Origin of the sequence: Frankia sp. R43, assembly GCF_001306465.1 — a bacterium.
Taxonomy (GTDB): Bacteria; Actinomycetota; Actinomycetes; order Frankiales; family Frankiaceae; genus Parafrankia; species Parafrankia irregularis.
Genome location: NZ_LFCW01000005.1, coordinates 701,445 through 728,350 on the forward strand (window position 1 = coordinate 701,445; position 26,906 = coordinate 728,350).

Genomic DNA, 26,906 nt, shown 5'->3' on the forward strand with positions numbered 1-26,906 from the left:
GGAAAGAGGTTTCATGCGTGAGCTCGTCTACTACGTCGCGGTCTCGCTCGACGGTCGAATCGCGGCGCCAGACGGCGACTTCTCGGCGTTCCCGACCTCCGGCGACCACATGGACTGGATCTTCCGGGAGTATGCGGACACACTGCCGGCGCCCGCGCTGACAGCTCTCGGACTGACAGCCGACAACTCCCGCTTCACGACCGTGCTGATGGGCTGGGAGACCTACGACGTAGGCCGCCGGGTCGGCCTGATCGACCCCTACCCACACCTGGAGCAGGTCGTCTTCACCCGTCGCCACGCGAACGAGCGGATTCCGGCGAACGTCCGCCTGGTCTCGTCCGACCCGGTAGCAGAGGTGGAACGGCTACGCAGGCGAGATGGGGAGAGCATCTGGCTCTGCGGGGGTGGCACGCTCGCGAGCGCACTGGCCGAGCAGATCGACCGGCTGGTGCTGAAGGTGAACCCGGTCGTTCTCGGCGCGGGAATCTCGCTGTTCGAGGGCGACTGCCGGCCGCGTCCGGCGCGGCTGGTCGCATCCACCACCTTCGGCTCCGGGGTCGTCGCCAACGAGTACGACCTGCGCCATTCGGCGTAGACGAACCGGCGACGACGACACCCGGGCGGTGTCCGACGGCGGCCAAGCGGCGTCGGTCGTGAGGCGCCGAGGGCCTGCCGGCACCTCAGGACCCAGGACTGAAAACTGGCGGGAGGACGGCCCAGGACAGCGGCCACATCGCCGGTCAGGATGGCGTTGTGGCCGGCGCGGACCCAGGCGGCGCCGATAATGATCATGTCGACGGCGGATCTGTCCATCCCGGCTGCGAGCATCTCGTCGGCTGCCTGCTCAAGACTCACTGCGACGGTGTCGATCCGGCGTACCACCGCCTGCGACAGGCAGGCCACCTGTTCGGTCATGGTCAGCAGCTCCGGTCCCGTCAGTGTGTAGATCCTACCGATGTACGTCGACGACAGGAGTGCCTCGACCGCGACGGCGGCGACATCATGGGGATCGACGACTCCCTGCCGGCCCGGTCCGGTGAGATCGAGCACGGGCTGCCCCTGGTCGGCTGCCTCGACCCAGCGCAGGGCATTCGAAGCGAAGCTGGACGGGCGCAGAATCGTCCAGCTCATCCCGCTGTCGCGCACCGCTCGCTCGGCCGCCAGGTGCGATGCCCCGACCACATCGGCGCCGATCTTTTCACCTGTGCCGATCGCGGACAGTTTCACCACCTTGCGCACTCCCGCCGATCGTGCCGCGTCGATCAGGGCCAGGTCGTGGCGCGTGGTTGGTGAGGCCGGTGCGGTGAGCAGGAACATCGTCCGGACCGTGGCCACCGCCTGGCGCAGCGACGCGGGTTCGTCGAAATCCGCCCGGACGACCTCCACTCCCGAACGCGTCGATATCACCGTGGCTGGCCTTCGCGACCGTGCTGTCCCACTGAGCGAACTGTGGGGCGAGCCGGGCGCCCGGCTCGGGATGGACGACAGGTCCCTTGGCGGCGCTTCGAGCAGCGCGGGGAGCCGTTACGCCGCGCTTATGAGTACGTGTACTCATGACCGATGTCGAGGTGGCGGATGCACTCGACCGTATGAGGCATATCAGGGCACATACCGCACCGGTCACCATGGCGGCGGCTATAACGGCGTGCGGTCTGGTCGCCGGATGTGACCGCGCCCCGGACACGAGGGCCGCTCCGCTGCCGCCGAGGGTGTCCGCACCGGCCACCCTCGCGGCCGACGGCACGGTTCCGTGGGTGGACGAGCCGGCGGCCGACTCCGAGTTCACCCGGCCGGCACGCCTGCGCTGGACCATCACGACGGACCGTCACTGCCAGGCCTCCGACCTTGCCGCCGTCCTCCCCGCCTGGCAGGACCTGACCCCACACGTCGACCCGAGCGCCGACGACCAGGAGTCACGCGCCATCCGACGGGCCGGTCCGTACGGCCTGATGGGCACGGTTGAGGCCACGAACATCTCGACGCAGCCCTGCACGCTGTCCGGGCGCAGCGACGCCCAACTGCTGGTCGACGACCAGCCGGCCCGAGTCGAGGTGAGCAACGCCATCGACGAGCAGGGTGAACTGCGGATCACCCAGGTCAACCCGGGCGAGCGTGCCGGGCTGCGCCTCGACTGGTCGGCCCCCTACTGCGGCTCCCACGGCCGGCAGGCCCTACGGCTCACCCTGCCGCACGGCGGCGGAACGCTGACGGCATCCGTCACAGCGGCCTCCACACCGCCGTGTTCCTCCAACGAGATCCACCCCGAACTGCGCACGTTCCTGTCGGTCGGGGCATGGGACGAGCTCCATCCAGCCACCGTTCCCCACTACGCGCTCACCGGGCTAACCGCGACCCTGGTGAGCCCCGCGGCGATGACGGCTCCGGCCGGCGCGACGATCGACTACGTGATCAGGCTGACGAACCCGGCCGACGCGCCGATGGACCTCCACGGCGTCGTCTACGGCCAGGAACTCTTCTCCCTGGGCGACGCCACCCGGGACGCGGTGAACACCAGGTCCACCTACCGCCTCAACACTCGGCCCGTGCCCGTCCTGGCAGCGAAATCCAGCCAGGACTTCCGTTTCCAGGTCACCCTGCCCGCGGCCATCACCCAGGGCCGCGAACTCAGCGTCTCCTGGCGGCCGGGCGGTCCCGAGGTGGAGCCCGCCGGAACATACGTGTCCTTCACCGTCACCGCCCGGTGAACGCCCACCTCACGAGGACGCCCGAGGCCCGAGGCCCGCGCCAACCGACTCGCCCACCTCGGCGCACTCGAACGGCGGTCAGCCGTCTCCCGCACCGGCCGCCTCGGACCCACCCCCTTCATGACTGCGCGCTCCCCGACACCACATCAGTGACGGTCGCGAGAATGACAGAGCGCACCCGAGTGGTGCGCCGGGCAGCAGCATGGTCCCCGGCCGATCCGCCGGCGGTGTCGGGCCATGACACCGAAAAAGGTGGGTCACGACCTGCGAGGAGCTGCCGTGAACCTGGTACGCGTGACTGGAGGACGCCGAGCGGGAATGGTGGGCGCGTCCTGCCGGGTCGCCGTCGCCGGCTCCGCACTGGCCTTCCTGCTGGGCGCCTGCGGGGGGTCCGACGACACGGGCACGGATGTCGCCGTCACGCCCAGTCCGTCAGCTTCGGTGACCGCGACGGCGGCCGGCGCGGACCACTCGTCGTCCTACGGATCGCACCCGTCGACCACGACGGCCCCGGCCGCGGATTCGGGGAGCGCGACGGCGGGCGGCGCGCCGAACGCCACGACCGTGACCATCGAGAACTTCGCGTTCAGCCCGAAGACCCCGACGTTCAAAGTGGGGCAGACGATAACCGTCGTCAACAACGACGACGCGCCACACACATGGACATCCGAAGCCGGTGGCTTCGACACCGGCGAGCTCGAGAAGGGCCAGCGCGCCACGGTCACCCTGAGCAAGGCGGGAACCTTCACGGTGATCTGCAGGATCCACCCGTCGATGACCGGAACGGTGACAGTCACAGCCTGACCAGGAAGCCGACCACAGCGCGATGGCGGAGCGGCGAAGGTTACCCGGCCCTGCTGGTGCGATCCTTCGGGTCGAGGTCCTGTCGTAGGTCCGATGTCATCAGGGCGTGGCGGTGGTGAAGGCGGGACACGGGCGCCTGCGGACCATCCCGTGGAAGGCTGCCTCTGTGCCGGCTCTGCGCGAACTGGCCGAGCAGACGCCGCCATCCCGGGAGCGGTACGTCGATCTGCTGCGCGCCATCTCGATCCTGCTGGTCGTCCTCGGCCACTGGCTGGTCAGCGTGATCACCCACGACAGGAACGGGCAGCTGACCGGGCACTCGGCGCTCGAGTCGATGACGTGGATGTACCCGTTCACCTGGCTGGTCCAGGTGATGCCGCTCTTCTTCATCGCCGGCGGGTACGCCAACGCCGCGTCGCTGGCCGCGCACCGCGGCCGCGGCGGCGGCACGGCCACCTGGCTGCGCGACCGCGGAAGCCGCCTCCTGCGGCCCACCACCGCCTTCCTGGTGGTGCTCGCCGTCCTCGCACTGTTCGCCCAGCCGTTGGGCGCCGACAGCAGTCTCACCCGGCTGGCCATCTGGTTCGCCACGATCCAGCTGTGGTTCCTGTCCGCGTACCTCGTCGTGGTGCTGCTGACCCCGGCGATGTACCGGCTGCACCAGCGGTTCGGCTGGGCCGTGGTGGTGGTGCTGGTCGTCCTCGTCGCCCTCGGAGACCTCGCCCGGATCAACGGCCATCCCGCGCTGGCGGACGGTGGCTACGTCTACGGCTGGCTGGTGATGCACCAGATCGGATTCTTCTGGTGGGACGGCCGGCTGCCCTTCCGGCCGCGGGTGTGGGCACCGCTGTTGTTCGGTGGCCTGGCCACGGTGATGGCGCTGACGCTGGCCGGGCCCTATCCCGTCAGCATGGTGGACGTCTCCGGGCAGGAGCCGCACAACGCCTCACCGCCGACCCTGGCCCTGATCGCCGCCACCGCGTTCCAGCTGGGCCTGGTGATGATGCTGCGCGGCCCCGCCGAGCGCTGGCTGCGCCGCCGACGACCCTGGCAGGCCGTGATCGGGGTGAACATGGTCGTTTTCACCCTCTACCTGTGGCACATGTGCGCCGTGCTGCTACTCGTCGGCCTGCTCGACGCCCTGGACGCGCTGCCGACGCCGACGGCGGGCACCTTCTCCTGGTGGCTCTGGCGGCTTCCCTGGTTCCTCATGCTCACGGTGATGATGACCGGGTTGGTGGCGGTGTTCGGCCGCATCGAGATTCGCGCCCGGCGTCCGGCGCCCGGCCGGCTGGCGGCGCCCGGCCGGCTTCCGCGGTGGCCGGCACGCCGGCCCACGAGCCCGGTCCGCTGCCTCGTGCTCACCGTGGCCGCCTACGCCGGGGCCCTCGCCGGGCTGATCAGCAACAACGTGGCTCCTTCCAGAGCCCACTACCTCGTCGGCATGCCGCTGGGCGGCCTGCTCGCCTACCTTGCCGGGGCAGCCCTGCTCTGGCTGGCGCGATAGGCGGCGCTGGACGTCCCGGAGGCGCCTCACGCGTGTTGTCCCAGCGAGCACTGGCGGCCTGCGCTCGTGCAGGCCAGCAGGTCGTCAGTCGGAGGTCCCCTTGATCACAAGGTCGAAGTCCGGCAGCTCAGCTGGCACAGTGGACTGCTTGGCGGCGGCCCGGGCAGCGGATTCCAGCTCGGGAGTTCGCTCGACGGGAAGCTCGATATGCAGGGTGACGCGGTCGGGAGTCTCTTTGTACATCCGGTAGAACGTGTCAGGGTGTACGGGGTCGGGATCGAGGGAGGGCTTTCTCAACGACGGGTTGTGGGCTTCGTTGTACATGTCGTTCAAGGCGGCGTTAACCGTTTTCCGGACGTTCTCGGGGTTGGCGTCATTGGGTGACAGGATCGACTTGATGCTGATCCACCGTCCGCCCTTGATCTTCTGGTTGACCACTGTGATGCGCTTGGCCTTGGGCCCCTCCGTCGTCAGCGTCTCGGTTGCGACGCCGCCCTCCACACCGTCGTAGGCCCGGAACTTGGGCGGCGCGCTCCTGGCATTGGGGTAGTACCGTCGCAGGATGGGCCCCTCCGCGAGCTCCCCGAGGCTGGTGGCGTAGCCGGACCCGGGTTGATGGGGCATCCTGCCCCGGACAACCTGCGCACCCTTCATCCAGCGTTCGCTGAGTGACGCCCCTCGCAATGCCGCCAGCGAACGGATGGCGAAGCCATGCGCGACCGGCGAGACAACATCGAGGAAGTACTGGACGACGAGAATACCGTCGCGCAGCACGTCATCGAAGAGAATCCGCTCCTGCTGCTCCCGGACGCGCTGCTTCGCCTGCCACAGGACGGGAAGGGTGCTGCGGTTGAGGACGGCGGGCCACAGGAAGCCGCCCGGACCTGGCGTCGCCTCGTGGAACTGCTTGTCCGCCGCCTCCTCACTCATCTGCTCGTCCGAAATCTTGTTGATGTCGATCTCGACCTCGAACATGTTCCCGAAACGTATGATTCGCGACAGGTCCTGAGGGTGCTCGACTCGGTACTTGGGCTGCCAGGAGTAGCTCTGAACCACTGCGTCCACGTAGAGGCTCGCCGCCGACGAGGTCGTAGCCCGTTCCAGCAGGTAGCGCACGCGGACCGGATCGGCGATGCCATTGGCCGCCTGCAGGTTGTCGCGGATGCTGGGGACGACGCCCTGCGAACCGCGCAGGAACCGCAGCTGGTCGAACTCCTGCATGCCGTTGAACTCCGTGAAGAACCGCACCCACGCACCGCCCTCGACGAGGTCGATCAGGTGCTGCTCGCTGCGCGTCGGACCGCCCCGGCCCCGCCTACGCTCGATCGCCGCCATCGCTTCGCTGGCGCCGCGGATATTGCGCGCCTGGTCACGCCGATCAATGAGGGCGTCCATTGCGTCCCGGTTCAAGGCGGCGACCAGGCCCGCGAGCTGTCCGGACGTCGCTTCACCGAGGATGTGGAATGCTCCGTCCGGCGGGGTCGTGAAGTTCTCGCTGCGGATAGCCCAAAGGAGCCTCTCGCTGAGCTCGCGGAACGCCGAGCTCGCCGCTGGCGCCGATGCGTTGACCAGGGCGAGATGTATACGTGGCCGGTCCGAGCCGCCGCCATGTTCTTCGAGGTTGTTGGCCAGCTGCTCGCGTTCCGACGATGTCAGCCCGCGCAGCAGGCGCACCATATCGTCCAGCGACAGCCCATTGAGAACGTAATAGGCCCCCGGGGGATCGGCGGTCTCCCAGTTCCCGGCCCGAATCGCGTTTCGTACCCAGGCGACACGATCCCCGATCCACGACCGTTGCACGGTCACCGCCCGGTGCAGCGGTCGAAGACTGCCCAAGGTGGCCGACGCCGCCACCGCCCGCCGGTTCGATGTGCCGTTGGGCGACGCGAGCAGGCGGCCGACCGCCCGGTTTCCGGCCGAGCCTTGAAGACGCCACAGGACGGCGTCATCCTGGCCAGCCGAACCCTGACCGGCCGCTCGACGCACGCCCCCGGACGCAGGACGCACGCCGGCCGGTGCCGTCGGGACGGCCCGAATCTCCCGCGCTTCACCCACAGGTTCCCCCAGGCCGTCGCGTGTCCGGCCCATATTTTAGGACCGCCCCGCGAAAGCCGGTAGTCGCCGAAGGGCATACCTTCGGGCACCCTTCACGTCCACGATATCCGCGATGCCCGCGATGCCCGCGACGGAGCGGAAGCCGCCAGCAGCGCCGTGAACGCTCGCCTCAAGGGGATCTGCTAGTCCCCACCGATCATCGGAAGGATGGAGTCGGCGCGAACCGTCAGCGCCGCCGCCAAGGAGCCGGCACACCGACCCCAGCGGGCAAGCGGACACGGTCAGCGGCCTGTGTATCCGTTTGCGGACCGCGAATCAAGCTGATTCGCGAAGGACCCTGCGCACAATCTCTTCGACCTGCTCCACGCTGACGACAGGAGCATCAGGGCTCTGGACCGCCCGAGCGAGGATGCGCCGGACCAACACCGAGGTCGGCAGGTGCTCGGCCGCCGCGCGGGCCTTGAGGGCCTCGGCCAACGAGGCGGGCACTCTCACAGACACGACAGCCTGCTCCGCTTCGACAGCCTCAGCCTCAGCGGCTTCGGCCTCCTCGGCCGCGTACTCGGCTCGAATCGCGTCACGCCGGCCACGCCTGGACGCATCAGTCACCGCCGCTCTCCCCCTCCAGATAGTCCCGAAGATCGCTTCCGCGGGTCTTCCACGCGGTGATCCCAGCCTCGTATCGCTCACAAACCTGCACCCACGGAGTCGCCGTCGTTACCTTCGGCCCGTTGTTGCCGGGTGATCTGCGCGAATGCGCGCTTGAACTCGGCGTAGGCGTCGGCGCCGAGGACCTCGCTGTGGCGGTCCTCGATGGCTGCCACGATCGAATCGGAACGGCTCATCTCGTCGAGCCCCAGTTCCGTCGGGACGACGAGCTTGGCTCGGCGGTCCGCGGGATCGGGGCGGCGTTCGACGTAGCCGAGCGCCTCCAACTCGTCGACGAGCTTGCCTATGACCTGTTTGTGCTGGCCGGAGTGGCGGGCCAGGTCGGTGGCGCGACTGCCGTCGACGTCCAGGTAGGCCAGCACCGCTCCATGCTGGGGCCGCAGGTGTGGGTGCCCCTGCTGGGCCAGGGTGCGGAACAGCTCCTCCTGCACGGCAAACAGGAGCCGACTGGCGAGAATCCCAAGATCGGGATCAACCTGCTTGCGTTCACTCCGACGCATCGCCCTCCCCCCAACTAGTCACCTAAGTTGATAGTCACCGATATTGACTATCGCGAGTTCTCGCCATACCGTCGTTACCAGCCCACGCCGCAACGAGCGAGGTCGGCGGCCGTCAAGCACGCCCGACCCCAGCGCGGCTTCCCTTCTGTCCTGCCCGTCCACTGTCAGGAGCCCGTCCGATGGGTGCCCTCGTCAAGGTATCGATCATCTACTACTCGGCCACCGGCCACGTCGCGGAGATCGCCCGCGAGATGGCCGAGAGCGCCACGAAGGCCGGAGCGGACGTTCGCCTGCGCCGGGTCGGCGAGCTCGCGCCGCAGGCGGCCGTCGAGACCAGACCCGAACGGGCTTTCGACGCCGAGATGACCGCCGACGTCCGGGTCGCCAAAGCCGACGACGTCGCCACGGCCGACGACCTGATCTGGGCGGACGCGGTACTCATGGGCTCGCCGACCCGATTCGGCAACGTCTCCGCACAGCTCAAGCATTTCCTCGACACCCTGGGTGGCGCGTGGCAGCGGGGCCTGCTGGCCGACAAGGTCTACAGCGGTTTCACATCCACCGGCACCCTGCACGGCGGCCACGAGTCGACGTTGTTGGCACTGGCCACCACCTTCCATCACTTCGGCGGCATCGTCGTGGCCCCCGGCTACACCCATCCCGCCAAGTTCACCGACGGCAACCCCTACGGAACCTCCCACCACGACGCCGGCGGTGCCCAACCGGTCGACGACGTCACCCGCGCCGCGGCCCGGATCCAGGCCGAGCGGGTGGTAGGGGTCGCCCGCTCGATCGGAGCCGCACGCGCCGCGGCGTGACCCTCACCCCCGCTGGCGCCAACCACCCCAGGCCCGACTCCCGATGTCGACGCGAGCCGAGAACGGGCCGACACGTCGACGAACCGACATCCAGAGCTGAGGGGCGATGACATTGCGCGAGGTCGGTGTGCACGGCACCGTCGCAGCGGGCTACGAGCACGTGCGGGAGGAGTTCGCCGCCGTCGCCGCCGAAGACGATGATCCGGGGGCCCAGCTCGCGGCCTACCACGACGGACGGCAAGTGGTCGACCTGTGGGCCGGAGACGGGCTGACGGGCGACTCGTTACTCGCCCTGTACTCGTCAGCCAAGGGTGCGGTCTACCTGGTCGTAGCGCTGCTGGTACAGGACGGCGTGATCGATCTCGACCGCCCGGTCGCGGCGTACTGGCCAGAGTTCGCCGCCGAAGGCAAGGCCGACATCACGGTGCGAGCCCTGCTCTCGCACCAGTCCGGTCTGATCGGGGTGGACGGCGGGTTCAGCACCTCGGAACTGGCCGACGATCGCATCCTCGCCCGGCGACTGGCCGGGCAGCGGCCCTACTGGCCGCCTGGGACCGGGTACGGCTATCACGCTTTCGTGATCGGCGCGCTCGTCGGCGAGGTGGTCCGGCGGGTCGCCGCGGTGTCCGTCCAGGAGCTGTACGAGCACCGCATCCGGCGGCCGTACGGGCTCGACTTCTACTTCGGGCTACCCGAGAGGCTGGAATCACGATACGTACCCGTCAGGCCGCTGCCGCCCGCGCGGCTCGAAGCCGCAGCAGCGAACGCGCCGGCTCCGGACAGCCTGACGGGAATCGCCTTCAACCTCAACGCCAGCCCGCCGACCGACCTCGTCGAGTTCGCCAACACCCGGTCGGTACGGGCACTCGGCCCCGCTTCCTCGGGTGGCTTCGGTAACGCCCGCGGCCTCGCCGGAATGTACGCCGCCGCGATCAGCGGGCGGCGTGGCCGGGACCCACTACTTGAACCCGGCATCCTCGCCGAGTTCACCACGGCCCATGTGAGCGGCCTCGACCTGGTCACCGGCGAGCCCGACCACTTTCTGCTGGGCTTCGAGGCACAGTGCGTCCGATACCCGTTCCTCGGTCCGGATGCCTTCGGTCACAGCGGAGCGGTCGGCGCCCAGACCTTCGCCGATCCACGCAGCCGGGTCACCTACAGCTACACCCGACGCCGCTTTGCCTTCGGCGGGGGTGGCGGGGCCCCCGAGAACCACCGTCTGGCGACCGCCGTGATGAACGCGGCCACCCGACAATGAGCGCGCCATGAGCCCGGCCCGGCCAGCGCCTTGGGTCATCGCACCGACCAGTCCACACGGCGAGTCCTGTACAAGCGCCCAGGAGCTTGTGTCCGGGCGAGGCAACGTCCCGACCCCGGTACGGCAGTCCTCCAACCAGGGCCAGGAGCACGCCACGGAGGCCGACGTTCCTGGCCTCCGGCTCCCCGACCGACGTGCCGAGCAACGCCGCCAGCTCAGGCGGATCCTGCCTTGGCGGCGACCTTCATCTGCTTCGTGCCACGGCGTAGTCCTCCGACCTGCACCTATCCGCCTGGCAGGCCGCCTGACCTGCGGTTCTCGCTTTCAGTAGTTGCCACTGGTGTGGACCGTTTTCCACCCTCCTGCGGACTGTTTGCGGACCGCTGAAGCGCCTCGGGGGCTCGCGGCCCGGCGGCTACAAGATGGCGGAGTGTGACGCTCTGGCGTCGCGGCCTGCCGATCAGGAGGACGGAGTGCCTCGCTCGCTGCTGCCCGAGAGGCACGACGGACATGCCACTCGACGTCGGCCGACAGCGGCTATGCGCCATCGTCAACCGCACGCCGCCACTGAGCTTCGAATTCCTCGGAGTTGATCTCCCAAGCGGCGGCCTCCGGGGCGTAGAGGTCGACCACAGGAGGGTTGAAGGCCCAGTCGTCCGGCCCGGACCTCACAGACGTCCCGTCGTCGCGCACCTCCACCTGGCGCAGGCGGCGCCCGTCCGGCCCGACCTCCAGGTAGTACGAAGCGGGGTCAACCCCATCCTCGCCTTCCCACCGGCGACACAGATGTACGAGAGCCCTCCCGGCGCAAGCCGCGAAGTCCGGATGCCCCCGCTGCGCGTCACGCTGTTTCCGCAGTTCCTTCAAGGGCGACGGCAAATGTGGCGCGTCAAGGGCCACCTCGGTCAGGTCCCACGTCGCGGCCCGCTGAACGGCCTCAGGCTGCGTCACGACCTCGACCTCGGCGATCCGCTCGACGATCTCCTGCGCCGACCGCGCCCGGACCCACCACCACAGTTCGCTCATCCCGTAGTCGTGCAGGACGAGGAACCGCTGACCATCCGCATCGCCATCGATCATCCGCCCGACGGTAGACCCGCCGGGCTTCAGCCTTGGGACACACCGTTGCTACCGAAACGACGGGACGTGCCTACGTGGACAGCCGACCGACCCCAAGCACAACAGCGGCGGTCTTGAAAACTACGCGGGGCGCCGCTCGGCCCGACGCCATGTGGTCCTCCTGACCTCGGTGAATCCTGCCTGACCTGGTCAGACACTTCGCCATGATCGTCGGGGCGTGGTCCCGGTGAGTCTCACGGAATCCCACTGCTGACCGTGGTTATCGATTGCCAGGATCGGGTATCACCGAAGGTCTCGGGTCGACTACCTAGTGCGAGTTCGGGCGCCGTCCGACTCTGGTCACGATCGGCAATGATGCGCCGCCCATGGTGGGGTCCAGCTTGCTGGCTTCAGCGCCAAGTGGATGATGCCCTCCACGCGGGTCAACGGGGGAATCATGCGCATGTATGGGCCTGGTATGTCGATCGGTCTCAGTGGGCTCAACTTTCGAGCACCAGGGATGTCGTTCGGTGGCCGAGGCAGCCGGTCCGGCGGAGGTGCTATCGACCGAGGCATCGCGGGACTTGTCGCCCTGACTGTCGAGATGACCGTTCTCTGCTTCAAGTTGATGTTGTAGTTCTCGCTGGTGTCACTGCTCTTCGGTGTGTGGTGCTGCCAGTACATGTTCTTCGTGCCGGCCGTGGCTGCGATCCGCCGAACCCAGGGACAACAGCCCCTCGTGCTGCCCGCACATACGCGCCCGTGGTTCCTCCGCCGCCACTGACGGACGAACTCCCGGACGAGAACTACCGAGCGTGACCATGTCTGAGTGTGATCATTGGTCACGTTCGGTATGGGTACCTTTAAAGATCGGTTATCAAGGCGCGGGTGCCAGGCATCTCGTGTATCGGCCGGGTAAACACGACGGGACAGTGCCAGAGCTCAGGCTTTGCCGAATGGCTTGTTTTGCCCATCTTCTTCCTCTCCCTGAGTAAAGGCATCGGCAGCCGCCGAGCCCATCAGGGAGCTTTCAGAAATTTCGCGCATCTTTGCCGCGGCGATCTCGCGGAGGGGTTCTATCCTTTCAAAGAAATATCTAAAATGGACGGCTTCGCCGTCCTCTTCGTCGCCCCCTTGAGAGGATCTAGCTCGGTCATCCCTATTCTCTTCACTGCCTTCTTGGGTGGGTTCATCGTCAGTCATAATGTCTTCACTGCCTTTTTGGGTGGATTCATCGTCATCCCTATGTTCTTCACCGTCTTCTTGGTCGGATTCATCGTCGGCCATAATGTCTTCTCCGGTCCCCTGATTGGCATCCGCGTGTCCCTTGTAGCCTGTGGCGGTCGCTCGGATTTGTTTGTCGAATTCTTCGGCCATATAGCGCTTTACAAGGGCATACTCATGGGGCTTCGCAAGCTGCAGGAAACTCTCGATCAAAGTTGCAAGCGAGGCAAGGCCGGCAATGAGCCACTTAGAGGTAGCAACTTTTCCCTCGGGGGTCTGGTTCGCAAGCGTAATGATGGGTATTGCGGCGACCGCGGTGAGGCTTACCATGCGAAGAGATCTGAAGGTCCACGCACTCGCACTCGATGTTCGATGGGCGCTACGACATTCCTTCTGGACGTCCTCAACGTACCGCCGTCGCTCATCTCTGCGAGCAGCGCTGTTTCCAAGGATTGCCCTTGTGCTGTTTCCAAGGATTGCCTTTGTGGAATTGGTGAACGGCCCCGCTCGCTGACGGTCTCCACCCTCTCCCCTTCTCGCGTTACCTTGATTTGTGGATTCAAAATGTTCCATGGGCGAATCCCTTGTAATTGGCGAAGCTGTATGGCTTGAAGCCGTATGGCTTTCTGTGGCCATACCCGGGTAGCGGCCGATATCACCTCGGTCGGACGTACCCGTATGCACGCCGCCTACATTCGACCGCAGCATATCAGGATGGACCGCCTGCTACTGGACATATTCCCTCGGGCTTGACGCTGCCGGTTCAGGCGACATGAAAGTGGGGTATCAGCCTATGTATGGCTCGGCTCGGTTCTCAAAGTAATGATCGACGCGAAGTCGTATCGAAGGGTGCATGTCGTATGAGCCCAGCTCGTTCACGGGTACGAATCGGACCTGTGACGACTCGCTGCTCGTTCGGGTTTCGCCTCCGATCATCTTCGTCCGGAAGAGAATCGAGAACTGCTGTCCCCGAAGGCAAACAGCATCGTGCCCGCTGTGAGCGCGATTGTCCCTGACGATCAGGGATGGCGGTAGTGCTCCTTCAGCCGTCCCGCGGCATCCTTCAGCCGGACAGTTCCGAGCCACGGGAGCGCGTACGTCGCCAGAACGTAGCGGTACCGGCTCGGACCACGGCTCTTCTCGCGTCGCCTGCGACCATCCGGCGAGAGCGCCGCCGGAATGCTGATCTGGTAGGACCAGCGCTTGTGCTGCTTATCGCAATAGGCGTCGCCTGTTACGCGACCTTCCGCCAACATCTACTCCCGTGACAATGTGCTGCATTCAACATGAAGAACGCGCACGCGAGGACAAGGATTCCCCGATGTCACGAGAATGAGAACAATTTTAAATGCTCCCGTGACACCGAATTTGGTGCCGGAACTGGTGCCACGGGGAGAGCTGCTGACGGCTAGACGACGGGTTTATGCTGCTACATCTGGGTTCCCACCTGGCTAGCCCTAGTCTGCGCTTTCATCTGCTTCTTGAAGTCCCGGACCTTGAGCAGGGTGTCGGGGCCGGTGATGTCGGCGACCGAGCGGAAGCTGCCGTCGTCGCCGTAGGGAGTGGAGACCTCGCGCCAGCCTGGCGGGGTGACGTCGAGTTGCTTGCCCAGCAACGCCACGAAGATCTTCGCCTTCTGAGCGCCGAAGCCGGGCAGGGCACCGACCCGCTTGAAGAGCTCCTTGCCGTCGGCCGCGGTGGTCCAGATCGAGGCTGGGTCGCCCCCGTACTGGTCGACGATCACCTGGCAGACCGCCTGCACCCGCTTCGCCATCGAGCCCGGGAAGCGGTGCAGCGCCGGCGGCGTCGCGAAGACCGAACCGAGCGCGTCCGGATCAAAGGCCGCCAGTTCGCCGACGTCGAGCGGCCGCCCGAGCCGCCTGGTCAACTCGTATGGCGCGGCGAACGCACGCTCCAGCGGGAACTGCTGGTCCAGCACCATCCCGATCAGCAGTGCCAGCGGGTCGTTCGTCAGCAGCTCGTCCGCCTCGGCGATCTGGCTCAGGTGCAGTCCCACGCCCTCACCGTAGCCGACCGCGTTGGCCGGCTGCCGCGGCCGGCGGTCAGATCACGGTGTAGTCGGTGTGGTCCCGGCAGGCTGCGTAGTCGTCGGCGTCCAGGTAGTGGCACCACGGAAGCTGTGAGTCGGGAAAGCGGAGCCGGCTCGTGCCCTTCCAGCTCGCGACCTCCACATGAGCACCGAGATCACGGACAGTCTCCAGCGCAGGGACAAGGTCCGTGTCGCGGCTGAACAGGATGCCCACGTCGTACGCACCCTCGCAGGCAAGACGCACATAGTCGACCGCGAGAGCGACGTCGATGCCCTTCTCCTGCGCGGGTTCTGAAGGCCACGCCTTCGGGTAGCGGAGCTGCCGACGGACAACGACCACCCGAGGATCACGGACCCAGCGGTCGGCCTGCCGGTCGCTGGCCCTCGCGGCCTCCGGCTGGTGATCAGGGCTGGGACGGCCGCGGTAGACACGGACGGCCGCAAGCTCACCACCGAGCCGTCGCCCGCCGACGATCCGCTGCGCCACGCGCGATCCACATGTCCACGCTGGCCAGGCGTGCCGGAAGGCAGGAATCTGCTGCGCGCCGAGAGGTGAACGTTCTGATAGTCGACGAAGACAGCGACTCGCGGGAGCATGACGTAGCCGATCTAGAAAAAAGCCCCGCCAGTCCCGGAGGACGGCGGGGAGAAAGTGACTGACACGCTACCGACGCAGAGTCCTGGGCGTCAAACGCTGACACCGTCACCCGCCGTGGTCTTTCGCTCCGCCCCTGCGGGCCCGAAGATCGAATTCGGACGCCACATGGTCAAGTGAGTACGGATTGCCCCGTCCCACTCCATCTTTCCGAAACCCGCTGGTCCAGCACCATCCCGATCAGCAGCGCCAACGGGCCGTTCGTCAGCAGCCCGTCCGCCTCGTCGATCTGGCTCAGGTGAAGTCCCACGCCAGTCACGGTGGCCTTACCGGTCAAGCTGCCACACCCTCAGGTGGTCGAACCGGCGGGTGCACCGGCATCGAACCGGCTGACGGTCGCGCTCCGGCAAGCCGGGGGCCAGTGGGCCGACGGACAGTGAAGCGATCAAGGGTAAATGGCCACCTGTCGCAATGGTTGACCGGTACGCCACCAACAGTCGGGATATTTGGCCAGTCTGCGGGATCGCCGGAAGGCGCCGACAGCAGGCCGACGAGGGAGTTGACCTCAAGCGGAGTTGAACTCCTAGCCTGACCGTCGCGGGGCCAGGCGGTCTTGTCGGCTCCGCAGCTCATCAACGACGGCCGTTCGGCGCAGGAGCGTGAAGGAGCACCGTGCCTCATCTCAGCGACATCACCGATCGAGCGGAACTTGCCGCCCTGGTCAGTCAGCTTGGGCGCTGGCTGGACACCGGCGACGACAAGGAGGGGCGCGCGATCTTCCACGAGGACGCCGTCATCCACAGCGCTCGCGGCGGCGCCACGGGAATCGACGACATACTCGAGTATTCGCGGCGCACCCGCGACGACAACGAAAATTCTCAGCATCTGATCACCGACGTGCTCGTCGAGCTTGACGGGGACCGCGCCACCATGACGGCGAACGAGCTTGTCGCGTACTTCCCGTCGGGACAGCTCCTCCCCCCGCTCTTGAGGCTTGTTGGCCTGCGTTTCGCGTTCCAGGCGCTCCGCACCCAAGACAGGTGGCGGCTCACCCGCGCTGAGGTCACGCCGCTCTGGCGGCAGGAGACATGACCGCGCTCCCGAGCGTCCACCTGGCCGGGCTCACGGCCTCCGACGTCCGCGGGCAGGGGATGGCCGGGAGAAAGTGACTGTCGCTCCCGCGTCGTCGATCTGGCTCAGATGCAGTCCCACGGCACGTCGAACAGCAGTATCCCGATCGGCTTCACCGGGCCATCCTGCCCGGTGAAGTTACTAGCAGGGCACCACCACCACTGGTATGCCACCCGCCTGAACGAGGCGGGTGATGTCCTTGGGATCGCTGGTCAGGATGCGGTCGCCCGGACGGGCGAGCAGGGTGACCGTCGCGTCAACCACATCGGACGTACGGGCTCGACCAAGGAGCACACCGGCGTCGCGGCCGGTCCGCTCATCGACGGCGCACACCTCCACCGCGCGGAGCAGGCGGGCCAGCGCGGCCTGCCGCCCGGAGTGATCCCGCCAGACCTGGGCAACCACGACAGCGTTGCTCCGTAGCCCGATGTCGTGCTGCTGCGCGACCCGGAGCCGGGCAACCATCTCCCGATCGCCGCGCTCGACAGCCAGCAGTGCGCCCGCGTCGAGAACGAGGGCACTCACGCTGCCGACGGATCCGCGCGTAGGCCCAGCTCGCGTTCGGCCCGCGCCAGTTCCTCTGGTGTCAACGCCGGGTTTGCCGTCTCCCACGAATCGAGGAACTCGGCGAGGGCATCGGCTCGAAGCTTCGCCGCAGCGGCGACCGCGAGCCAGGCCGACAGTCCGACGCCGGCCCGACGGGCTGCGTCCCGAACCGCATCGCCCAGTTCGCCATCGAACGAGACACTCATCTTGTCAACCTTCACCGCCCCAGAATACCGGAGTAGCAACTACCACGGTATGTCGTCTCGGTGTGGCTCGTCCACCGTGTTCTCCGGGCGGGATCCTGATCATTCCCCGACGCGATCGGCAATCGCAGGGTCCCGGCCCCGCGCGAAAAACCCCAGTTCAGCGGCCTGTGCCGCTCCACCTTTCCGAACATTGCCGGTCCAGCGCCATTCCGATCAGCAGCGCCAGCCGATCGTTCGTCAGCAGCTCGTCGACCTCGTCGATCTGACTCAGATGCAGTTCCACGGCACATCCGTAGCCGGGTAGGACCGAAGCCCGGCGCCGCGCGCCGCGGCCCTGCCCGCGATGGCGGGACGCGATGGCGGGAAAGGTGGGAACCGCGTCCTTGCCGCCATACTCGCGCCCTGCCAGCCTGATCCGCATGAGGCCGCGCAGCGTGGTCATCGTGCTTTACGACGACGTCCAGAGCCTGGACGTGACCGGCCCGCTGGAGGTGTTCGCCGGGGCGGACGCCGCCACGGAACGGCCAGGTGCGTACCGGATCACGACCGCCGGGCCTGGTGGCCGCCCGGTGCGCACATGCAGTGGGCTGCGGCTGCTGCCCGACGCCGACATCGACCACGTCGGACCAGCTCACACACTGCTGGTGCCCGGCGGGCCGGGCACGGCCGCCCCCGACCCGGAGCTGGTGCGCCGCATCGGCGAGCTGGCGGCCGAGGCCGATCGTGTGGTCTCCGTCTGCACCGGGGCCTTCCTGCTCGCCGAGGCCGGCCTGCTGGCCGGACGTCGCGCCACAACGCACTGGGCGCATTGCGGTGCGCTCGCTCGGCGCTTTCCCGACATCCAGGTCGACGCCGAGCCGATCTACGTCCGAGACGAGAACATCGCCACCTCGGCCGGCGTCACCGCAGGTATCGACCTGGCGTTGGCGCTGGTCGAGGAAGACCTCGGGCGGGACGTCGCGCTGCTGATAGCCCGACACCTGGTGATGTTCCTGCGCAGGCCGGGCGGGCAGGCACAGCTCAGCGCGCAGCTCGCTGCTCAGCTCGCCGAACGGCCGCAGCTGCGCGAGGTCCAGCACTGGATCGACGAGCACCCCGAAGGCGATCTTTCCATCAATTCTCTCGCCCGCCGCGTGACGCTGTCACCCCGTCACTTCACCCGCGCCTTCGCCGCTGAGGTCGGAGTGACGCCAGGGCGGTACGTGGACGGGGTCCGGCTGGAGACGGCCCGCCGACGGCTGGAGGACACCGACGAGGGAATCGAACAGATCGCCCGGTCGTGCGGATACGGCACCGCTGAGGCGATGCGGCGCGCGTTCGTTCGGGTCCTGGGTGTGCCGCCGATGGAATACCGCCGCCAGTTCCGACCTCATCCAAATCCAACCTCCGGAGGGTACTGATGCAGATCGCGATCATGCTGTATGACCGCTTCACCGGCCTGGACGCCGTCGGCCCGTACGAGATCCTCTCCCGCATTCCCGGGGCCGAGGTGATCTTCACAGCCGCCCGGCCCGGCCCGGTCCGGGCCGACACGGCCAGCCTGGCGGTCGTCGCCGATGCCGCGCTCTCCGAGGTAACCGCCCCCGACGTACTCCTGGTGCCAGGTGGTCCCGGAGCCGCCGACCTCCTGGCTGACCAGCCGACCCTCGACTGGCTGCGCGGCGTCGACGCGGCGGCCACCTGGACGACCTCGGTCTGCTCCGGCTCGCTCCTCCTGGCCGCCGCAGGCCTGCTCACCGGTCGCCGCGCCACCTCACACTGGATCTGCCTTGATCACCTAACGACGTTCGGTGCCATCGCCACCGCCGAACGGGTCGTCATCGACGGGAAGTACGCCACCGCGGCCGGCGTCTCGGCCGGTATCGATCTCGCCCTGCACCTGACCGGACGCATGATGGGCGACGACATCGCCGAATCCATCCAGCTCGTTGTCGAATACGATCCCCAACCGCCGTATGCGGCCGGATCGATCGCCACCGCGCCCGCGGCTCGAGTCGCCGCCCTGCGCGCGAGCGGCCTCGCCGTCGGCGCCTGATCTGTACAGGTCGCTTCACTGCCGCTGTTCACCGACACCACTGTTCACCGACACGGCCAACGTTCCACCTGCACGGCAGCGGACGTCCCGTCGGGCGCGAGGTGGAGGAGAAATACTGTTTCTCGCGGCCCGCGCCGTCGCGGACGTGCTCGGGCTTCCCGCGCCCCCAAGGACCCGGAGGACGAGAATGACAAAGACGAGGACGAAAAGGAAGCTCCCGGAGACCGCGCACACATCCCGGCCCTGGCGAATTCACGACATCACGCCTGACTTCCGCATCGAGGACGTCTGGGCCCTGCCCACACCGGGCACCGCGCAGGACTTCCCGAGGCTGGTGCGGCTGATCGCCGAGGGCGACACGGGGGACAACCCGTCATGGGTCGCCCGGCTGCTGTTCAGGATCCGCTGGCGCCTCGGAGCCTGGCTCGGCTGGGACGATCCCGCCTCGGACATCGCCACCCGGGTGCCGACGCTGTGCGAGCGCCTACCAGCCGACCTGCGCGACGCACCAGCCGGACCCGCGTTCGCGACCCTCCCGTTCCGGTCAGTCTTTCTGACGGACAACGAGTGGGCCGCGGAGATAGTCAACCGCACGGTTCACGGAGTACTGCACATCGGCTGGATCCCGGACGACGACGCCGGCCGTCAGCCGGCTGGCCACCGAGGCCAGATGACCGTGCTGGTGAAACCGAACGGCCTGTTCGGACGGGTCTACATGGCAGCGATCACGCCGTTTCGCCTGCTGATCGTCTACCCGCCGCTGCTGCGAGGCATCGGAAAGGACTGGCACGAGAGCACCCCCCGCAACCCGCCCACCGACGCCTGAAGGACCCTCTCCACTCCATCTTTCCGATGCTGACTGGTCCAGCGCCCATTCCGATCAGCAGGGCTCATCGACCTTGTCGACGTCTCCTGGGACCGCTGGGCCGATGTCTCCACCCGACCATCGCCGGCAGAGTTCCCGCGGGGCGGAGCCAGGTCGAAGGCATGCATCGCCCGGAGACCATCCAGGGGATCGCCTGCTCTTCACCCCACGCGAGGGTTGACCGTCCGCAGCTGGACGTCGAGGAACAGCATATCAGCTATTCCTTCCATTTCTAAGATATAGCACAGCGGGGGGCTTGCGGCAAGACCCCGTTCATGCCGCAGAATCCGTGGCCGAGGCAGGAACCCACGGAATGAGGAGCCGCGAAATGTGTGCGTTGTTGTCAATGGCCGGATCGAACGGGAACGCGGCGAAATACTGCGCGGGGAGCAACTCATGACGGACGCCGAGGTGATCATCGTGGGTGCCGGTCCGACCGGCCTGATGCTGGCCGCCGAGCTACGCCTGGCCGGAGTCCGGCCGCTGGTACTGGAGCGGCAGCCGCTACCGCAGGAGACGCCGAAGGCGAACGGTTTCAGCGGGCAGGTCCTGGAGCTGATGCGCTACCGGGGCCTGCTGGAACGGGTCGAAGCGGCCAGCGTCGGTCCGATCCACACGGCTCCTCGGATCCAGTTCGGCGGTGTGCACCTGGACCTCTCACACCTGGCGGTTTCCCCGATCTGGGGCGTGCATCTCCCGCAACCGCGACTCGAACGCCTGCTCGACGAGCACGCTCGCGGACTCGACGCTGAGATCCGCCGCGGCCACGAGGTCGTGGGGATCAGCCAGGAGGAGGCCACAGTGACCGCGGACGTGCGCGGCCCCCAGGGGCTGTACCGGACGAGCGCCCGGTACCTGGTGGGCTGCGACGGCCCGCGTAGCCAGGTGCGCGACCTCGCCGGCATCGACTTCGCCGGCACGACCTATCCAGAGGTCAACCGGCTGGGCCAGGTCACTCTGCCCGATTCCGTGACGCGTCTCGACAACGGCGACCTCGACCTCCCCGGATTCGGCCGGGTCCGTGCGGCCTCCTTCACCCGGACAGACCGCGGCGTGTTCGGATTCGGGTGGCTCACCCCAGAGATGCTGCTCGTCCAGACGACCGAGGACGAACCCGCCGACGTCGACGGGGACGCACCCATGACCCTGGCCGAGTTCCAGGACAGCATCCGCCGGGTGCTCGGCGTGGACCTTCCCGTCAAAGAAGTGATCCGGCTGTCACGCTACGGATTCGAGGCCCGGCAGGCCGAAAGATACCGCGACAGACGTTTCCTGCTGGCCGGCGACGCGGCTCACCAGTTTCCCGCCACGGGCATCGGCATCAATGTCGGCATGCTCGACGCGGTCAACCTCGCCTGGAAGCTGGCCGCCGACATCCACGGCTGGGCACCGGCCGGCCTGCTGGACACCTACCACGGCGAGCGCCACTTCGCCGGCGCCCGCGCCATGTACCAGACCCAGGCACAGGTGGCACTGCGCCGAGGCCAGGACCCAGCCGCCGACGCCCTCCGGGACCTCTTCCTGGAACTGTGCGCCGACGAACAGCCCCTGCGCCGCATCGCAGCCATGATCGCCGGCTCGGACGTCCGCCACCCGCTGCCCAACCCCGATCAGCACGCCCTGACCGGCACCTTCGCGCCCAACCTCACCCTCTACACCGACCAGGGCACCACCAGCGTCGCGGACCTCACGCCCACTGCACGGCCCCTCCTCCTCGACCTCGCCGACCGCCCCGAACTCCGCGCAGCTGCCCAGGGCTGGCAGCACCGCATCGATATCCACGCCGCCAAAACCGATCACCGACCCGCCGACGCGCTGCTCATCCGCCCGGACGCCCACATCGCCTGGGCCGCATCCATCGCCGAGCCCACCGACACAGCCGCACTCACGCTGCGAGACGCTCTCTCCCGCTGGTTCGGCGCCCCTGCGACAACGCTCCCGGCCGCTCAGATCTCCTGATCGGTCACCGACACCGCGTGGTCACCCGCCTCGCCTGCTTGCTCAGTACCTAAAAGCTGGACAGGAAGTGCAGAACTTCCGGGGCGGCGAACTGGGCGCCGTATCCGGCGTTGAGGACGAGGCAGGCGACGGCGACGTCCCGGGCTGGGTCGAAGGCCACGAACCAGCTGTTGGGCTGTTCCTGGTTGTCGACGTCCGAGGTCCCTGTCTTGGCGTGGACGGTCGGGCCGAAACCGAGCCCGGCGGCCGTGCCCTCGGCGACCACCTCGCGCATCATGGTTTTCAGCTGCGAGTCGACGCCGGCGGGCAGGGGTGTCGCGGCGATCTGCGAGGCTCCGGGCAGCAGGATGGGCTGCTTGAAGGTCCCGTCCGCGACGGTGGCCGCCACTGAGGCCATCGCGAGCGGAGACGCGGTGATGTGGCCCTGGCCGAACATGTTCTGGGCCAGTTCGGAGCCGCTGGCGGTCGCCGGCTGGTTGTAGTAGGTCGCGGGCCGGCCGAGACCGATGTCCCAGGGTTGGTTGAGGCCGAAGTACTCCTTGGCGACCGAGGCGAGGCGGCCGTTGCTCTCCTGCTGCCACCACTGGCTGAACGCGTTGTTGCAGGACTGGGCGAAGTTGCGGGAGAAAGTCGTCGACGCCGGCTGGGACTCGCCCTTGTCGTTGTGGTAGCTGATGCCCTGCACCGTGTAGACGGCTGGGCAGGCGACCGGGGTGTTCGCGGTGACGACCCCGTGGCTGATCAGCGCCGCCGCAGAGATGATCTTTCCGGTCGAGCCTGGTGCCACCGCCGCGGTGAGCGCGAAGTCGTTGTAGCCGGCGTTGTTGGCGATGGCCAGGATGTGGCCGGTCGACGGCTGGATGGCGACGAGGGAACTGTCCGGATGCTCCGCGACGGCACCACGCGCGGCCTGCTCCGCCCCGGCGCTGATGGTGGTGGCAAGGGTGGCGGCCACCGGCGCGGAGATCACTGTCTGGGTGCCCCTGACCGGTGTACCGGCGGCGGACTGGATCTCGACGGCGAGTCCCGGTTGCCCCAGGTCCTCGGGTGGGCTGGACTTCAGGATTCCCGCGATCGTGTTCAGGCCCGCGTCCTGATATGAGGTGAGGCTGTTGCCGCTGGAGTCGACGACGGACGTGGCCGTCGGAGCCAGCGGGACGGCGGCGGGGTGTGTGGCAGCGGTGAGGTTCGGCGCGAGGACGTCTGGTGCCCACGCGATGGACCACGCCGGCGAGTCCGGCTTCTGGTAGGCGACCAGCGACGAGTGGTAGCTCCAGGTACCGCTGATCATCCCGGTGCCTACCGGGGCTGCGACCAGGGCGTTCACCGCGAAGGCGACCTTGACCCGCGGCGTCGGCGTGGCCTCGGACGTCGCGTTTCCGGCCAGCCTGGTGGCGCCGGCGGACGAGCCGCTCAATGTCCTGAGATGGAGGCCCTCGCGGTAGGCGGCGAAGGCCTCCTCGGCGGCCTGCGGGCTGTCGGTGTAGCTGGCTGCCTGCTCGAGCCTGCCGGCCGCCCACGCACTCAGGAACGCGGTGGTGATCTGCTCACCGTCCTGCTCAGGGGAGGCCCCCGTCGGCACGAACCCGATGACGGGATGGCTCTTCCTGCCTGGCGCGACCACGTCCACGATGGTCGCGGTGACGCCGACCGCGAGGACCGCGGCCACGGTCGTCACGAGCGCGACGAACTTCCACGGCCTTCGGCGCCCGTGGCGCCCGGCCGGGCCAGCTGCCTCCTCCCGCCCACGCCCTGTGTTCGAGGGGGGACGGTCCTGCCACTCGTTCGCCGTGTCGTACTCCGCCGCCGTGTCGTACTCCGCGTCCGAGTGGGCCGAGTTCTCCGACTCGTATCCCGTGTCTGCCCCTGAAAGGTCTTCGACCGGATCCGAAGTCCACGGGTCCATGCTGCGCAACGTTACGGGTAGCGATACATACCGTCAAAGGTCGACACGAGCCCGATGTGCCTGACCTGGCCCCGCGGGGGGCGTGCCGCCGGGAAGGGCGGCGCTCAGCCGGCGGCGGCCAGGTCGGTCGTGCGGGCGACGTCGTGGACTACCTGGCGCAGGGCGTCGAAGGCCGGTGGGGGCGGCGCGATCGTCGCCGCCCTCGACGCGCCGGCCGCGCCGATGCATCTTGCCCTGGGCACGGATGCGGTCGAGTCGATTCGGGCCGCCCAGGACCGGCGCCGGGCCGACCTCGACGTCTGGGAAGCCGTCAGCCACTCGACCGATGTCGACGCGGCGCCCGACTGACCGGCCGGCCGCTGCCCGTGCGGTAGCCGGCCATGCGGGCCTCCGCAGGGTCCTGTTTCTGCTGGCGGAAACCTGGGAGCGCCTGCACAAGCGCCATTGTGCCGGCCAGGCAGAGGACACCACCGAGGACAACCGACCCGGTGGCGCCGACGACGCCCGCCACCGCACCGGATTCGAGATCACCCAGCCGCGGTCCGCCCGTGACCACGGCGATCTGCAAACCTGCGAGGCGACCGCGCAGGACCGCAGGCGCGGACAGCTGGACAATGGTGCCGCGCAGAACGGCGGACACCACATCAGCACAGCCTGCGATCGCCAGCAGGAGCAGTGCGGCGGGAAGCAGCCGAACGAGACCGAACCCGGTGATTGCCAGCCCCCACGCGAGAACGGCGAGGATAACGGCGCGCCCCTGGCGTTCGATCCGGCCAACCCATCCGCTCGACAGCGCACCCGCCAGAGCACCCAGTCCTGGCGCGGCGTAAAGCAGCCCGAGGGTCGTGGCGCCGCCACCGAAAACGCCGGTGGCAAGTGCGGGAAACAGCGCGCGAGGCAGGCCGAACACGGTGGCGTTCAGATCGATGAGAAAGACTCCCTGAAGGTCCTCGCGGCCACGGACGAAACGCAGCCCCTCCGCAATCGAGCGAAACCCTGGCGGACGGCTGCCACTCGCGGGTTTCTGCGGGGTGATCAGGAGAGTGGCCACCGCCGCGACAAGGAAGGTCGCCGCGTCGATCAGGAAAACTGCGCCAGGCCCCGCCGTGGCCAGCAGCAGGCCCGCCCCAGCCGGCCCCACCACCAGTCCGAACTGGAAGACGGCCTGCAGCAAGGCGTTGGCGGCAGCCACCTCCGTGCGGTGCACCACGGCGGGTAGCACCGCACTCAGCGCCGCGTCCTCACTCGTGCCCAGGCCGCCGATCAGCGCCGGGCCGACGAACAGCGGCCACAGCGCCGGCCCGGCCCAGGCATTGACAGCGAGACCGATGCTGATTAGCGCCATCAGAAGTTCCAGGCCGACCAGAAGCCGTCGACGGTCCACGCTGTCGACCACCGACCCGCCGAGCAACGATCCCGCGAGCAGTGGCCCGAGCACTGCCAGCGAGACCAGGCCGACGTCCAGCGAGGAATGGGCCAGTTGGTAGACCTGGTAGGGAACTGCCACCGCAGTCAGCTGGCTTCCCACGACCGACGCCGTCTGCCCGATGACCAGCGCTCGAAGGTCGGACGAGCCGCGTAGCGGTGTGAGGTCGACCATGAGACGCCGTGCCAGCCCGGACTGGCGCTGGCGCGGCTCCTGGGGGGTCGGATCCATGCGCTCGTCACGTCCTTTCGCCCGCACCGTCGGCAGCGGCATCGGTAGGACCCGGACCGCGTGCGACGATGGCAGCTGTTGATCCTGTCGGTTCAAGCCGGCTTGAACGCAAGACCACGCAGGCGCAGGAGTTCGACCGTGAGTAGAGCAACCTTGCATCCGACGGGCGCTCCCCAGCCGGACCTGATCCCCATCGACGCGGTGGCTCGCCTGCTCGGGATACGGGCGTCAACCATCCGCTACTACGAGGAAAGAAAGCTGATCGCGCCCCGATCTCGCCATGCCGGCCGGCGCTGGTACGGGCCAGGCGAGATCCGCCAACTCGCGATCATTCGCTACTGGCAACGGTCCGGCCTGCTGAGCCTCGAAGAAATCGGCGACATTCTCGCCGGCCCGGCGGCCACCCGCGACTGGTCCCAGCTTGTCGCAGGCCGCATCGATCAGCTACGCACACAGGCCGAGAAGCTGCTCGGTGCCAGCGAACTGCTGGAACATATCCTGTCCCACCACAGCGATGCCCCGCCCGATGGTTGTCGCCATTTCGAGGCCCTCGTCCTCGGCGAGGCCGCGCCTGACCCGCCGACGAGGCAGTAAAGGTCAGGCGGGCCAAGCGGACGCACTACGGCCGTGACGTCGCGGAGAACAACTCCGGTCTCGTGATGACGCGTCCCCGGGTCAGGGCCGAAGGGCGGCGGCGACTCCGGCGGAGTCCTGGATGTCCTGGAGCCTGGTGACGAGGCCGTCCGAGCCGAACGTCCAGATGTGGACGAGGTCCTCGGCGAACGATCGGCCCGTCGAGCGGGTCGTCAACGCCCGCCTCGACATCCTGGCGTGGAACCGGCTCGCCGCGGCGCTGATCTGTGACTTCGCGGTACTGCCGCCCGAGCACCGCAACACCGTCTGGTTGCTGTTCGTCGATCCGGCGACCAGACGGCTCTACCTCGACTGGCCGCGAGTCGCCGGCGACGCCGTGGCTATTCTCCGCGTGGCCAGCGCCGCGAACGCCGACCGCGCGACGACCGAGCTGGTCGACAATCTGTCACGGACGAGTTCGGAGTTCCGCGCGTTCTGGGCCCAGCACGAGGTCCACGCAAAGGCGCACGGCATCAAGGCGTTCCGCCACCCCGTCGTCGGCCCACTGACGCTGCGCTTCGAGACGCTCGGACTCTCCGGCGACCAGCAGAACATGATCAAATATCTGCCCGCCGATGCCGAGTCCGCCGCGACATTGCGCCTGCTGGCGGCCTGGGAGGAAGGGCGCCCGGCTCACGACAACGCGTATACCTCCGATACCGGCTCGTCAATCGATACGCTGATGCGCTCACCGACATCCTGCTAGCACCCTGACCTGGCAACC

27 protein-coding genes and 2 pseudogenes are annotated in these 26,906 nt (G+C 67.9%); 14 read left to right on the top strand and 15 right to left on the bottom strand.

What is annotated here, in order from left to right; translation table 11 throughout:
- The first annotated feature begins 13 nt into the window (after positions 1-13).
- The gene (locus tag ACG83_RS23780; protein ID WP_054568403.1) at positions 14-595 is read left to right on the top strand and encodes a dihydrofolate reductase family protein; all 582 of its coding nucleotides are present in this window, start codon (positions 14-16) and stop codon (positions 593-595) included.
- 344 nt (positions 596-939) lie between these two features.
- Here the strand turns inward: ACG83_RS23780 and ACG83_RS46890 are convergent.
- Positions 940-1,407, bottom strand: a pseudogene (locus ACG83_RS46890) (SDR family oxidoreductase); the annotation flags it as partial.
- 347 nt (positions 1,408-1,754) lie between these two features.
- On the opposite strand from ACG83_RS46890, the gene ACG83_RS23795 reads away from it, so the two are divergent.
- The 3 genes from ACG83_RS23795 to ACG83_RS23805 all read left to right on the top strand — a co-directional run bounded on the left by ACG83_RS23795 (position 1,755) and on the right by ACG83_RS23805 (position 5,016).
- Positions 1,755-2,705 (top strand): DUF4232 domain-containing protein, encoded by a 951-nt coding sequence (locus tag ACG83_RS23795; protein WP_161934790.1) that lies wholly within the window; start codon positions 1,755-1,757, stop codon positions 2,703-2,705.
- Positions 2,706-2,984: 279 nt separating this feature from the next.
- Positions 2,985-3,509, top strand: a complete 525-nt coding sequence (locus ACG83_RS23800) for a cupredoxin family copper-binding protein (RefSeq protein WP_054568407.1) — start codon at positions 2,985-2,987, stop codon at positions 3,507-3,509.
- A 166-nt stretch (positions 3,510-3,675) separates the two neighbouring features.
- Positions 3,676-5,016, top strand: a complete 1,341-nt coding sequence (locus tag ACG83_RS23805) for an acyltransferase (protein WP_054568617.1) — start codon at positions 3,676-3,678, stop codon at positions 5,014-5,016.
- Positions 5,017-5,100: 84 nt separating this feature from the next.
- Here the strand turns inward: ACG83_RS23805 and ACG83_RS23810 are convergent, their stop codons facing one another.
- The 3 genes from ACG83_RS23810 to ACG83_RS23820 all read right to left on the bottom strand — a co-directional run bounded on the left by ACG83_RS23810 (position 5,101) and on the right by ACG83_RS23820 (position 8,240).
- On the bottom strand, positions 5,101-7,071 hold the full coding sequence (locus tag ACG83_RS23810) for a hypothetical protein (protein WP_152991497.1): 1,971 nt from the start codon (positions 7,069-7,071) through the stop codon (positions 5,101-5,103).
- A gap of 315 nt (positions 7,072-7,386) precedes the next feature.
- Positions 7,387-7,761, bottom strand: coding sequence for a ribbon-helix-helix protein, CopG family (locus tag ACG83_RS23815; protein WP_235498124.1), 375 nt, complete (start codon positions 7,759-7,761; stop codon positions 7,387-7,389).
- The gene (locus ACG83_RS23820) at positions 7,758-8,240 is read right to left on the bottom strand and encodes a MarR family winged helix-turn-helix transcriptional regulator (protein ID WP_054568410.1); all 483 of its coding nucleotides are present in this window, start codon (positions 8,238-8,240) and stop codon (positions 7,758-7,760) included. Before ACG83_RS23820 ends, ACG83_RS23815 begins: the two co-directional genes overlap by 4 nt.
- Before the next feature lie 179 nt (positions 8,241-8,419).
- Between ACG83_RS23820 and wrbA the strand changes: the two genes are divergently transcribed.
- Together wrbA and ACG83_RS23830 are read left to right on the top strand one after the other, a co-directional pair.
- On the top strand, positions 8,420-9,058 hold the full coding sequence (gene wrbA / locus ACG83_RS23825; protein ID WP_054568411.1) for an NAD(P)H:quinone oxidoreductase: 639 nt from the start codon (positions 8,420-8,422) through the stop codon (positions 9,056-9,058).
- 106 nt (positions 9,059-9,164) lie between these two features.
- Positions 9,165-10,316, top strand: a complete 1,152-nt coding sequence (locus tag ACG83_RS23830; RefSeq protein WP_054568412.1) for a serine hydrolase — start codon at positions 9,165-9,167, stop codon at positions 10,314-10,316.
- Between the two features lie 537 nt (positions 10,317-10,853).
- Here ACG83_RS23830 and ACG83_RS23835 read toward each other — a convergent pair.
- The 6 genes from ACG83_RS23835 to ACG83_RS46150 form a co-directional block, all read right to left on the bottom strand.
- On the bottom strand, positions 10,854-11,396 hold the full coding sequence (locus ACG83_RS23835) for a hypothetical protein (protein ID WP_054568413.1): 543 nt from the start codon (positions 11,394-11,396) through the stop codon (positions 10,854-10,856).
- A gap of 921 nt (positions 11,397-12,317) precedes the next feature.
- Positions 12,318-12,929: a hypothetical protein gene (locus tag ACG83_RS44475; RefSeq protein ID WP_131831284.1), complete on the bottom strand. Its 612-nt coding sequence runs from the start codon at positions 12,927-12,929 to the stop codon at positions 12,318-12,320.
- 689 nt (positions 12,930-13,618) lie between these two features.
- Positions 13,619-13,855 (bottom strand): hypothetical protein, encoded by a 237-nt coding sequence (locus ACG83_RS45480; protein WP_158230749.1) that lies wholly within the window; start codon positions 13,853-13,855, stop codon positions 13,619-13,621.
- A gap of 173 nt (positions 13,856-14,028) precedes the next feature.
- The gene (locus tag ACG83_RS23840) at positions 14,029-14,616 is read right to left on the bottom strand and encodes an HhH-GPD-type base excision DNA repair protein (RefSeq protein WP_054568414.1); all 588 of its coding nucleotides are present in this window, start codon (positions 14,614-14,616) and stop codon (positions 14,029-14,031) included.
- Positions 14,617-14,662: 46 nt separating this feature from the next.
- Positions 14,663-15,136, bottom strand: coding sequence for an NYN domain-containing protein (locus tag ACG83_RS23845; RefSeq protein WP_235498125.1), 474 nt, complete (start codon positions 15,134-15,136; stop codon positions 14,663-14,665).
- 280 nt (positions 15,137-15,416) lie between these two features.
- Positions 15,417-15,554: a hypothetical protein gene (locus tag ACG83_RS46150; protein WP_200931361.1), complete on the bottom strand. Its 138-nt coding sequence runs from the start codon at positions 15,552-15,554 to the stop codon at positions 15,417-15,419.
- A 362-nt stretch (positions 15,555-15,916) separates the two neighbouring features.
- On the opposite strand from ACG83_RS46150, the gene ACG83_RS23850 reads away from it, so the two are divergent.
- Complete coding sequence (locus tag ACG83_RS23850; protein WP_054568415.1) at positions 15,917-16,336, top strand: nuclear transport factor 2 family protein; 420 nt, start codon at positions 15,917-15,919, stop codon at positions 16,334-16,336.
- A gap of 180 nt (positions 16,337-16,516) precedes the next feature.
- Here the strand turns inward: ACG83_RS23850 and ACG83_RS23855 are convergent, their stop codons facing one another.
- From ACG83_RS23855 to ACG83_RS48050, 3 genes and pseudogenes are all read right to left on the bottom strand, one after another.
- Positions 16,517-16,900: a hypothetical protein gene (locus ACG83_RS23855; protein WP_054568416.1), complete on the bottom strand. Its 384-nt coding sequence runs from the start codon at positions 16,898-16,900 to the stop codon at positions 16,517-16,519.
- Positions 16,897-17,127: a hypothetical protein gene (locus ACG83_RS23860; protein WP_054568417.1), complete on the bottom strand. Its 231-nt coding sequence runs from the start codon at positions 17,125-17,127 to the stop codon at positions 16,897-16,899. The genes ACG83_RS23855 and ACG83_RS23860 overlap by 4 nt, the downstream gene beginning before the upstream one ends.
- A 190-nt stretch (positions 17,128-17,317) precedes the next feature.
- Positions 17,318-17,410: pseudogene (locus tag ACG83_RS48050) on the bottom strand (Fe-S cluster assembly protein HesB); the annotation flags it as partial.
- Positions 17,411-17,546: 136 nt separating this feature from the next.
- On the opposite strand from ACG83_RS48050, the gene ACG83_RS23870 reads away from it, so the two are divergent.
- From ACG83_RS23870 to ACG83_RS23885, 4 genes are all read left to right on the top strand, one after another.
- Complete coding sequence (locus ACG83_RS23870; protein ID WP_054568419.1) at positions 17,547-18,527, top strand: GlxA family transcriptional regulator; 981 nt, start codon at positions 17,547-17,549, stop codon at positions 18,525-18,527.
- On the top strand, positions 18,527-19,162 hold the full coding sequence (locus ACG83_RS23875) for a DJ-1/PfpI family protein (protein ID WP_054568420.1): 636 nt from the start codon (positions 18,527-18,529) through the stop codon (positions 19,160-19,162). Before ACG83_RS23870 ends, ACG83_RS23875 begins: the two co-directional genes overlap by 1 nt.
- 187 nt (positions 19,163-19,349) lie before the next feature.
- Positions 19,350-19,988, top strand: a complete 639-nt coding sequence (locus tag ACG83_RS23880; protein WP_054568421.1) for a DUF2867 domain-containing protein — start codon at positions 19,350-19,352, stop codon at positions 19,986-19,988.
- 435 nt (positions 19,989-20,423) lie between these two features.
- On the top strand, positions 20,424-21,986 hold the full coding sequence (locus ACG83_RS23885) for an FAD-dependent monooxygenase (RefSeq protein WP_054568422.1): 1,563 nt from the start codon (positions 20,424-20,426) through the stop codon (positions 21,984-21,986).
- A 49-nt stretch (positions 21,987-22,035) separates the two neighbouring features.
- Here ACG83_RS23885 and ACG83_RS23890 read toward each other — a convergent pair whose 3' ends face one another.
- Positions 22,036-23,892 carry a penicillin-binding transpeptidase domain-containing protein gene (locus ACG83_RS23890; RefSeq protein WP_054568423.1) on the bottom strand — a complete coding sequence of 619 codons (1,857 nt, stop codon included), beginning with the start codon at positions 23,890-23,892 and terminating at the stop codon, positions 22,036-22,038.
- A 54-nt stretch (positions 23,893-23,946) separates the two neighbouring features.
- Between ACG83_RS23890 and ACG83_RS46895 the strand changes: the two genes are divergently transcribed.
- On the top strand, positions 23,947-24,240 hold the full coding sequence (locus ACG83_RS46895) for a hypothetical protein (protein WP_054568424.1): 294 nt from the start codon (positions 23,947-23,949) through the stop codon (positions 24,238-24,240).
- Here ACG83_RS46895 and ACG83_RS23900 read toward each other — a convergent pair.
- Complete coding sequence (locus tag ACG83_RS23900) at positions 24,203-25,549, bottom strand: MFS transporter (RefSeq protein ID WP_054568425.1); 1,347 nt, start codon at positions 25,547-25,549, stop codon at positions 24,203-24,205. The two genes, ACG83_RS46895 and ACG83_RS23900, sit on opposite strands and share 38 nt — an antisense overlap.
- 138 nt (positions 25,550-25,687) lie before the next feature.
- Between ACG83_RS23900 and ACG83_RS23905 the strand changes: the two genes are divergently transcribed.
- Together ACG83_RS23905 and ACG83_RS23910 are read left to right on the top strand one after the other, a co-directional pair.
- Complete coding sequence (locus ACG83_RS23905; protein WP_158230747.1) at positions 25,688-26,143, top strand: MerR family transcriptional regulator; 456 nt, start codon at positions 25,688-25,690, stop codon at positions 26,141-26,143.
- A gap of 121 nt (positions 26,144-26,264) precedes the next feature.
- Positions 26,265-26,888, top strand: a complete 624-nt coding sequence (locus ACG83_RS23910; RefSeq protein ID WP_054568427.1) for a hypothetical protein — start codon at positions 26,265-26,267, stop codon at positions 26,886-26,888.
- Positions 26,889-26,906: the final 18 nt, after the last annotated feature.

Coding starts and splice junctions, on each gene's coding strand:
- ACG83_RS23900 (WP_054568425.1), bottom strand. CDS start 25,549: ATGGATCCGACCCCCCAGGAGCCGCGCCAGCGCCAGTCCGGGCTGGCA.
- wrbA (WP_054568411.1), top strand. CDS start 8,420: ATGGGTGCCCTCGTCAAGGTATCGATCATCTACTACTCGGCCACCGGC.
- ACG83_RS45480 (WP_158230749.1), bottom strand. CDS start 13,855: ATGTTGGCGGAAGGTCGCGTAACAGGCGACGCCTATTGCGATAAGCAG.
- ACG83_RS23780 (WP_054568403.1), top strand. CDS start 14: ATGCGTGAGCTCGTCTACTACGTCGCGGTCTCGCTCGACGGTCGAATC.
- ACG83_RS23890 (WP_054568423.1), bottom strand. CDS start 23,892: ATGGACCCGTGGACTTCGGATCCGGTCGAAGACCTTTCAGGGGCAGAC.
- ACG83_RS23875 (WP_054568420.1), top strand. CDS start 18,527: ATGCAGATCGCGATCATGCTGTATGACCGCTTCACCGGCCTGGACGCC.
- ACG83_RS23830 (WP_054568412.1), top strand. CDS start 9,165: ATGACATTGCGCGAGGTCGGTGTGCACGGCACCGTCGCAGCGGGCTAC.
- ACG83_RS44475 (WP_131831284.1), bottom strand. CDS start 12,929: ATGGTAAGCCTCACCGCGGTCGCCGCAATACCCATCATTACGCTTGCG.
- ACG83_RS46895 (WP_054568424.1), top strand. CDS start 23,947: ATGTGCCTGACCTGGCCCCGCGGGGGGCGTGCCGCCGGGAAGGGCGGC.
- ACG83_RS23910 (WP_054568427.1), top strand. CDS start 26,265: ATGTCCTGGAGCCTGGTGACGAGGCCGTCCGAGCCGAACGTCCAGATG.
- ACG83_RS23885 (WP_054568422.1), top strand. CDS start 20,424: ATGACGGACGCCGAGGTGATCATCGTGGGTGCCGGTCCGACCGGCCTG.
- ACG83_RS23860 (WP_054568417.1), bottom strand. CDS start 17,127: ATGAGTGTCTCGTTCGATGGCGAACTGGGCGATGCGGTTCGGGACGCA.
- ACG83_RS23870 (WP_054568419.1), top strand. CDS start 17,547: ATGAGGCCGCGCAGCGTGGTCATCGTGCTTTACGACGACGTCCAGAGC.
- ACG83_RS23880 (WP_054568421.1), top strand. CDS start 19,350: ATGACAAAGACGAGGACGAAAAGGAAGCTCCCGGAGACCGCGCACACA.
- ACG83_RS23820 (WP_054568410.1), bottom strand. CDS start 8,240: ATGCGTCGGAGTGAACGCAAGCAGGTTGATCCCGATCTTGGGATTCTC.
- ACG83_RS23835 (WP_054568413.1), bottom strand. CDS start 11,396: ATGATCGATGGCGATGCGGATGGTCAGCGGTTCCTCGTCCTGCACGAC.